Source organism: Streptomyces sp. NPDC060209 (assembly GCF_042728155.1).
Taxonomy (GTDB): Bacteria; Actinomycetota; Actinomycetes; order Streptomycetales; family Streptomycetaceae; genus Streptomyces.
Map to the genome: position 1 here is coordinate 1 of NZ_JBHWZS010000368.1, position 7,947 is coordinate 7,947.

Here is a 7,947-nt window from a genome sequence, read left to right on the forward strand (position 1 = left end):
GGTCGGCGTCGTCGTCTGCCTGCCTGCCTGCCGATCGGGTGGAGTCCGTCGGCTTCCCCGAAGACACCCACACCCACAGGGACCCGAGTCGATCAGGCTGCGAGGAATGCGCGGGCCGCCGCCGCCCCTGCCTCGGCGTCCCAGCCGGTGGTGGGAGGAGCCACGGCGGCCACGAGGGTGGCATCGACCTCCCCGTCGGCGGCGATCAGCGCATCGATCTGCCGGTGGGACGGTTCGCCGCCGCCCGCGGCCGGCCGGTGCTGGACGGCGGCGAGGATCGTCTCCCGGGTGCGGTCGGTGCTGAGCGCAGGCAGACCCACACTCCGGAACCCGTCCTCGAGGTCGTACTCGGCTCGATGCCACGTGCTCCCGTCGAAGCCGTACACGAAGCCGAGGAAGAGCTCCGCGTCCCGGACGCGGCGGACCGGCGGCTCCCACCATTCGGGCGCACCGGCCAACAGGTCGGTCTCCTTCTCCTCGAAGAAGTCGGCAGCCTCGGCGTAGTACGTCTCCGACTCGTTGCGGTCCTGCCCGAGCAGCACCGCGCGCCCCTCGTCGAGGTGGTGCAGGTCGATCCAGCTGCCGTGCCCGTCGTCGTAGTGCCAGAGCGGCCGGAGCGCCCGGCACCGCTCGCCGTGCCCCGAGGCGGCCTGCACAGCGGCGAGTGCCGCCCAGCGCCCTCGCAACGCCATCGGGTCGGGAAGGTCGAGCTTCACCAGCGCCACGGCGGGCTCCTCACGGTGGTCGAGTGATGGTCAGCCCTTCTGGTGCCCGTAAAACGGTGTTCGTCACCACCGGACGCCACCCTGAGGTGTACCGACCTCCCTGCGGCGCGACCCTGCGATGCGGTTGTCGGCGCATCGACGCCTCATCGCCCACATAGGGGGTACGAAGGTGAGCATGGCTTTCGCGAAGCGTGTTGCTCTTGCTCCTCGTGCGGTCCGGCAGTTGCGGCGCGTCCGCTCGGTGTACGTGGCGGGGATGCTGCTGTCCGCCCTCGGTCTGCTCTCCTACGACGATGCGACGGCGAGCGGCCGGCAGGCGGTGATCGCGGGCGTCTTCGTCGGGGTCTTCGCCGTGCTCCTCACACTGACCGCAGTACAGCTGTGGCGGCACGGGCGCACCGAGCACTGCAGTACGGCGAAGAAGCTCACTCCGCTGGTCTGACATCCGCCTGTTCGGTGGACTGCTCGATGTGGTGGACCGTACGCCGCCTTCAGACCGAAGCCCGCTTGGCCTGGACGGCCGACATGGCGCCCCGATGTGCAGCGCGCCGTCCGGTCTCGTCTGACGAGAGGTTCTCCCGTCGCCGAACGGGCAGACCTCTACGACAAGACTCTCCTGGCGCCCGGAAGCAGAGGGGCGCGGAGGCCCCAGAGCCGCGCCGAACCACGGCACGTCCACTTACACACCACTCCAGCTCCATCCGGCACCACGGCCACCACGGCCACCAGCTCAGCGCATCCGCTCCGTAACTCTGAGTTTGTTTACATCGCCAACGCGCCGGTCATACTGTCAAGAGATCTATCCGTGTACCGTAGCTGCATGCAGGACAACGCAATGCGCCACACCTCCGACTCCCTGGTCACCGCCGCCGAGATCGCCAGGCAGGCGGGAGTCACGCGCGCCGCCGTCTCCAATTGGCGTAGGCGTTACGACGATTTCCCGACGCCCACGACGGACAGCACCAGCAGTCCGCTCTTCGCGCTCTCCGACGTCCGGGCCTGGTTGGCGAAACAGCACAAGGGTCAGGAGATGTCTGCCGAGGTGCGGCTCTGGCAGCAGCTGCGTGGTGCTTACGGGGATGACACAGTTCGTGGGCTCTCGGTCGTTGCCGAGCTCCTCTCGCACAGCGGGAAGAACGCGCCGGCCGTACTCAAAGCCCTAGTCGACGAGCTCACAGCAGACCTTCCCCCTGCTGATCTGCTCGCTGCGCTTACCTCGCGCTACGTGGAGTCCTCCGGCCGGGCAGGTTCTGATGGCATCACCTCACCTCAGCTCATCCTGGCCATTCAGCACTTCGCGGGGACCGGGTACAGGAAGGGAACGGTGTACGATCCCGCTTGCGGCATCGGCTCGTTGCTGTTCTCCTTCGGTCCTCATGCCCGCATCCTGGCCGGGCAGGAGATCGATCCCTTGCACGCGCACTACGCGGAGCTGCGCGCGGGCCTGACGGACCTGCGCCAAGTGGCCATCCGCGTGGGCGACTCACTTCGCTCCGACCAGCAGCGTGACCTCAGAGCCGATCTCGTCGTGTGCGAACCCCCGGTCGGGACAGCCGACTGGGGGCGGGAGGAGCTTCTGCTGGACCCCCGCTGGGAGTTCGGGGTTCCGTCCCGCGCCGAGAGCGAGTTGGCCTGGCTCCAGCACGCCTACTACCACACGGCCCCGGGTGGCCGCGTCGTCGTCGTCATGCCCGCGTCGGTCGCCTACCGCAAGGCAGGTCGCCGAATCCGCGCCGAGATCGTGCGCCGCGGCGTGCTCACCCAGGTCGTGGCTCTGCCCCCAGGCATGGCTTCCGCGCACGCCCTGTCCGTTCACCTCTGGCTGCTCAGACGGCCGACGGGTTCGGATGACACAGTCGATTCCGTACGCATGACAGATCTCACCGGCAATGCACCTGCCGACACCTTCGAAGCTACCGAGGACCAGACGGCCGAAGTCCCTCGTATCGATCTCCTCAATGACGTAGTGGACCTGACTCCCGCCGCCCACATCTCCACCCGGCACACCGACTTCACCGCCGAGTACGAGGCAGCGCGCGCCGATATCAGTGAGCAACTGACATCGCTGCTCGGCCTGCTGCCGCCGCTGCGCGAGAGCCCGGCCGGCACCCTCCAGGACGGGGCCACGGTCAGTGTCTCCGAGCTGGCTCGCGCGGGACTGGTGGAGACCGTGGAGGACTCTGCCGTATCCACCAGTGAACAGCTGGACACCGACTACTTGAACGGCTTTCTGCGCAGCACCCTCAACAACAGACGCTCGACCAGCACCAGCGGCACCTTCCGCATGGATAACCGCGGCTCACGGATTCCGCAGATGGCCATCGATGAGCAGCGCCGGTACGGTGCCGCCTTCCGAGCCCTCGCGGAGTTCGAGGAACAAATGGGACGGCTGACGAAACTCGGCAAGCAGGCCGCCTCCTTGGCCCGGGACGGCCTGACCAGCGGGGCCCTTCGTCCGCCGCCCTCCGAAGACTCCTGAGCCTCCGAGTCTGTCTCACCTGCTTGCGGGAAGAAAAGGACTTGGGTTCCCGCTCCACGACACGTGCAGCACCTCGCGGGCACGGGTGCAGGCGACGAACAGGACACACCGTTCCCGCAGCAAATCCGACTCGTTCTGCAGCCGATCGACTTCGGCCGGTGTGATCTCCCTGGCGAATGGAACCGCACCGGCGTTGACGCCGGCCACCACCACGCATCGGAACTCGAGCCCCTTCATGGCGTGCATCGTCGCAAGTCGTACACCTTCTGCCCCCGCTTCAGGGGTGTCTCGTACCTTCACTACCGGAACGTCGGCGGCCTGCAGCCGCGCCATTACCTTGTCAAGCAGCACATTGAACCTCGAACACACGGCGATCTCGGAAGGCCGAATGCCCTGAGCGATCCACCCCTGCACTCGCTCGACGAGTGCGGTGACTTCGGCCTGCTCAGAGCCGTATCCATTGGCTTGTGGCCTCCGTCCGTGCAGCAGCGAGCGGTAGCCGGACAGGCTGTCGCTGCCCTCGCCGCCGAGGTCATCGACCGGCACATCGTCCAGGATGCCGGTGGACCACACCAGAATCTCTTCAGTGCTGCGGTAGTTGATCCGCAGCCGACTGGAGCGACCGGCAACCGTGATCCCCAACGCGGCGAGCGAGACCCGCGAGTCGTAGATCCGCTGGTGGGGGTCGCCCGTGATGAACAGATCATCGGGCCCGGGGGCGACAGCGGCCCGCAGAACACGCCACTGGGCGGGGTGAAGGTCTTGGGCCTCGTCCACCACCACGTGGGCGTACCCGTGCACAGTGAGGTCCGCACCGTCCAGCAGCCGCGACGCCTCGTCGCACACCTGCAAATGAGTACTCGTGCCCTTGGTCGCGAGCGCTGCCCTGAATTCCTCTACAGCACGCCAGACCTGGGCCCGCTTGAGCGGTCCGAGAGCCGTTCCTCTGCCACGTCGCGTGGCCGCCAGGTAGCTCTCGGACGACCTCAGGTCCTGCGCGAGGATCACGTGGCGGTATTCCTGGGCCAGGAACTGTTCCGTCCACGGCAACCCGAGCTGCTTGCCGACCTTCTGCCAGATTCTCCGCTCCTCCTGGTCTCCGATGGGTGACGGGGTTCGCGACGCCAGATCGCGCACGATCCGGTGGGCGTAGGCATTGACCGTGGTCACATCGACACGCGCCAGCTGCGCTTCATCATCGAGGAGCAGGTCGAGATTCTCCCGCAGAGCCCCGGCGAGCGCGTTGGTGTATGTGGTGAGCAATATGCGGGCGTCCGGCGAACGCGACAACAAATGCTTGACACGATGCAGGGCCACGACCGTCTTGCCGGTGCCCGGTCCACCGGAGATCTGCGCGGATCCGTTGTAGGTGACGCGGTAGGCCATCCGCCGTTGCGAGGGATGGAGGAAGACCCGCCATGCGGCGAAGGGCTTCTCCAGGATATCTGCGAGCTCGTCGGGCTCGGTGATCAGCGTTATGCGGCTACTGGTGTTGGCGATGGCTGCCGCAAGATCCTCGGTCGGCTCCGGGGCCGCATGAACCGGCCGGTGTACGGCGACCACATCCCGGTAGACCTCATCGGGGGTGAAGCCCTCGGCGAGAAAGGTGAGTACCTCGAACTGGTCCTCGGGCAACAGCGTCCCGAACGCGTCTAGTTGCGGCCGGTCGATGACCGTGCGGACGGCCTTCAGTACCTGGTCGTCGATGCCGAGCTCCCGCAGAACAGTATCCGAATGGGCAGCGAACAGCAGGCTGGGGGCCGCGTTCGCCGCCTTCTCGAGTGCCGGAGTGAGCTGCTCGATGGCAACGACGTTGCGTACTTCCAGAGCTCGGGTGGCAGTGTTGATGGTGTACAGACGCTTCGCGGCCCAGGTGTAGGCATCGTCGTGCGGCACGACGCTCAGCAGCAGAAAGGTGTCACTGCCGTCATCGGGGGCGAGAACGACGCCACGCCAGAAGTCATTGATACGAATGGTCCGCATTCGCGGGTCGCGCGACTTCTCGACCGACTCGAGGTGGAGCCCCTTGTCCGCCCGCAGCTCGGCTACCGAAAGCCGCTGAAACTTGGCCATCGCCTTGCGCACACCCGCTTTGACGGGCTTCTCCAGGGCGTCGAAACTCTCCCAGAAGGTGTTCGCGAAGGCGAGTTGTGGCACGAGGGCGCTCCTTGTGTACCGGCAGATCGGATCTATCGATCATACGAGTGCTGTTGCCGTGCGCACATGGTCAGCACCGATCTGCGCGCCGCACGGACTCAGGAGGTGAGCGTGTTGGTGAGATGGGGCCCTATGTACCCCACGAATATCCCGTGCTTCGCACAGGCGGCATCGTAGTAATGCAGGCGCGGCGCAATGGTGTTCCCTCCCCCGATCCTCAGATGGGCGCCCATGAAGACCTTGCCCGCAGGGTCCACCCGCTCCGGAACGGGGAATGTTCGTTGACTGCGCCAGGCCGCATTGGCCTTCACCGATTTCGACTCGTCCCGGACGATCTTGCGCGGGGAAAGGGCGGGTGCCCCAGTGGGGGTGTCCGTGCACCACTGCTTGAAGTCGCAGTTGGTCCGTCCTTCGGCTGCCGCGTCGGCGAAACCCTCAAGGGCCAGCAGCGCTTCCCAGGCCATGCGTACCCACGAGGAGCCGTAGGCCTGGTCGTCGAGCTCCAGTGTGTCCTTACGACGGCCGGTGAAGTGCAGGTGGGGCATCTCGTCGATCCGGGCGAGAATCGCCTTGAACGATCTGGGATCGGCTGCGGGACTCAGCACAGGGGCGTACGCATCCGCAGCCGCGCCCAGCACCGACAGCCGCTTCTGCAGGAACCGCACCTGTGCTCTTGCCTCGTACAGGTCCCGGTACTGCTCGTCGTAATCGATGACGAGCTGCGTCTCGTTGTTCTCCGCCTCGCGGAGATCGTGTTTGAGGTCACGGATCTCGTCGGCCCGGACCCGCTGTTCCCGGCCCGCTTCCTCAACGATCTCGTACAGGGCGTTGTTCTCGTCGCGAAGCCGTTCGAGCTCGGACGTCCCCACGCCCTCCCTGGCCCGCGTTCGCATGACCGGGACTGAATCGAGCTCTGCGGGGAGCGGCAAGCGGGTCGCCAGGCTCTGGGGCAGGTGCGCGAGGATGCGGCGAGCCTGTTGTGGCCTGTCCTCGATGAGACGACGGGATATCACGCGGTGCCGCTGTCCATCAGCAGGCCAGGCCGGATCGACTCCGGGCAGATAAGTGCGGATCCCGCCACCGTAGACCTGATGATGTTCAAGGGTGCGGTTGAAGACCGTCCCGGCCTCGGGCGCAAGCACATAGAGAATGGCAAGACCGGCCAGTGGACGGAACAGCGGATCGAGCGTCCGCTCCAGCCAGGTGTCGAAGTCGACGCCGAACGGGGTGCTGGCCATGACGATGGGCAGGCGCCTGTTCTCGTCGCAGAGTTCGTCGATAACGGATTCGACATCTTCCGCCTCGATGACTTGGAGAGCGGGCGTGACGTCGGCGAGCCCGTCCCGGGCCTCCAGGACGCCGAGAAGGCTTCCGGCGAGCCGAGGGGTCTTCGCGGGCACGGGAAAGGCGTCCACGTCGTGGGGCAGATGCTCAACGTCCAATTGCACCCAGGTCGGACCTTCTCCCGCTTGCCGTGTCAGCACGGTGGTCTGCCAGATGCCGTCCGGGGCGGTCTCACGTAGCCGCCATCGCCCGTAGGCACCGGCGCTCCCGGTGCTGGCGTCGTGGTCGAGGGTGACGCCGTTGGCTATCTCGTTACGTCCTTCAGCGAACGCATCGATGTTGTAGCCCTTCGGCTGCTCCCTCAACCAGGCCCGTAGCCCGTCGTCGACCTCTGCGCCGGTCTTGACGTAGTCCAGTCCGCTGGTGACCACCATGCGGTATCGACGGGTATCCATGCGTGGGCCTCGTTCGTTGGGTCGGTGAGGTGAGTGGAGTGATCAGCGCCTTGTGGCAGGCAGGACTGTGAGCAACTCGATGACGTCCTGGTGCCAGGCCCTGACTTCGGCGGGCGTGGGCGGCAGTTCGCAGATGTGGTGATGGCAGGCCGCGCTGAGGGCCGACCAGACGGCGTACCACTGCCGTGCCACGGATGGACTGACGTACCGCTCAAGGCAGAGCGCCTTCGTACGCCCCGATGTGCGCGTCATGGCCGGACTGACGTCTTTCCAGAAGGTGTCCATCGTCTCGTCCAGCGCCAGGCGCAGGAGAGCGGCGGCGGCGCGTGCCCGGGTACCTGGGGCAGTGGTGTAGGTGACGCCCGGCGGAGGGGTGAGCAGGTGCTCGGCAGCGGCGGTGAGTCCGTGGGTGGGGAGGATCATCGTGCGAGCACCTCCATGGCGAGGCGCTCGGTGCGCCGGACCAGGTCCATGCGGTCGACACTCGGCGAAAGAACCCGGTGCGTGCCGGCGTTGCACTCCTGGATCAAGGCGCGCGCCCACGGTCCGTGTTCCCGTCCGACGATCTCCAGTACTTCGGCAGGCTGCATACGGTCGTCGGACAGGGCGAGGGCGACGAGCTCGGTGAGGCGGTGCGCCTTGCCGATCGCCTCCTCCGCGGCGACCCGTCCCTGCCCGTCCCTGCGGAGCCGGCGTCGCGCAGCATCCGTGTAGGCGGTCTCCAGTACTCCGCGGCACATGGCGGGAAGTACGCGTTCGGCGACCTCCTGCGGCACGTTCCGGTCCCTGGCCACGGCCCTCGTCTCCTCCAGCGCTCGCGCGACTGGATCGTCGCTGGGGACGACGG

The 7,947-nt window shown here is 66.7% G+C and carries 6 protein-coding genes and 1 pseudogene; 2 read left to right on the forward strand and 5 right to left on the reverse strand.

Annotated elements, in window-relative coordinates; all coding sequences use genetic code 11:
* Window positions 1–92: 92 nt before the first annotated feature.
* Window positions 93–725: a proteophosphoglycan 5 gene (locus ACFWFI_RS38380; RefSeq protein ID WP_387399768.1), complete on the reverse strand. Its 633-nt coding sequence runs from the start codon at window positions 723–725 to the stop codon at window positions 93–95.
* A 175-nt stretch (window positions 726–900) separates the two neighbouring features.
* Here ACFWFI_RS38380 and ACFWFI_RS38385 point away from each other — a divergent pair, with 175 nt between their 5' ends.
* On the forward strand, window positions 901–1,167 hold the full coding sequence (locus tag ACFWFI_RS38385; RefSeq protein WP_387399771.1) for a hypothetical protein: 267 nt from the start codon (window positions 901–903) through the stop codon (window positions 1,165–1,167).
* A gap of 378 nt (window positions 1,168–1,545) precedes the next feature.
* The gene (locus ACFWFI_RS38390; protein WP_387399774.1) at window positions 1,546–3,204 is read left to right on the forward strand and encodes an N-6 DNA methylase; all 1,659 of its coding nucleotides are present in this window, start codon (window positions 1,546–1,548) and stop codon (window positions 3,202–3,204) included.
* Between the two features lie 15 nt (window positions 3,205–3,219).
* Here ACFWFI_RS38390 and ACFWFI_RS38395 read toward each other — a convergent pair whose 3' ends face one another.
* The 4 genes and pseudogenes from ACFWFI_RS38395 to ACFWFI_RS38410 all read right to left on the reverse strand — a co-directional run.
* Window positions 3,220–5,361 carry a UvrD-helicase domain-containing protein gene (locus tag ACFWFI_RS38395; protein WP_387399777.1) on the reverse strand — a complete coding sequence of 714 codons (2,142 nt, stop codon included), beginning with the start codon at window positions 5,359–5,361 and terminating at the stop codon, window positions 3,220–3,222.
* Window positions 5,362–5,459: 98 nt separating this feature from the next.
* Window positions 5,460–7,100: a hypothetical protein gene (locus ACFWFI_RS38400; RefSeq protein ID WP_387399780.1), complete on the reverse strand. Its 1,641-nt coding sequence runs from the start codon at window positions 7,098–7,100 to the stop codon at window positions 5,460–5,462.
* A 42-nt stretch (window positions 7,101–7,142) separates the two neighbouring features.
* Window positions 7,143–7,523: a hypothetical protein gene (locus tag ACFWFI_RS38405; RefSeq protein ID WP_387399783.1), complete on the reverse strand. Its 381-nt coding sequence runs from the start codon at window positions 7,521–7,523 to the stop codon at window positions 7,143–7,145.
* A pseudogene (locus ACFWFI_RS38410) lies at window positions 7,520–7,947 on the reverse strand (chromosome segregation protein SMC); the annotation flags it as partial. The gene ACFWFI_RS38405 and the pseudogene ACFWFI_RS38410, both read right to left, overlap by 4 nt.

Excerpts from the sequence above, each read along its gene's own strand:
- ACFWFI_RS38385 (WP_387399771.1), top strand. The coding sequence starts at position 901 with ATGGCTTTCGCGAAGCGTGTTGCTCTTGCTCCTCGTGCGGTCCGGCAG.
- ACFWFI_RS38390 (WP_387399774.1), top strand. The coding sequence starts at position 1,546 with ATGCAGGACAACGCAATGCGCCACACCTCCGACTCCCTGGTCACCGCC.
- ACFWFI_RS38405 (WP_387399783.1), bottom strand. The coding sequence starts at position 7,523 with ATGATCCTCCCCACCCACGGACTCACCGCCGCTGCCGAGCACCTGCTC.
- ACFWFI_RS38400 (WP_387399780.1), bottom strand. The coding sequence starts at position 7,100 with ATGGATACCCGTCGATACCGCATGGTGGTCACCAGCGGACTGGACTAC.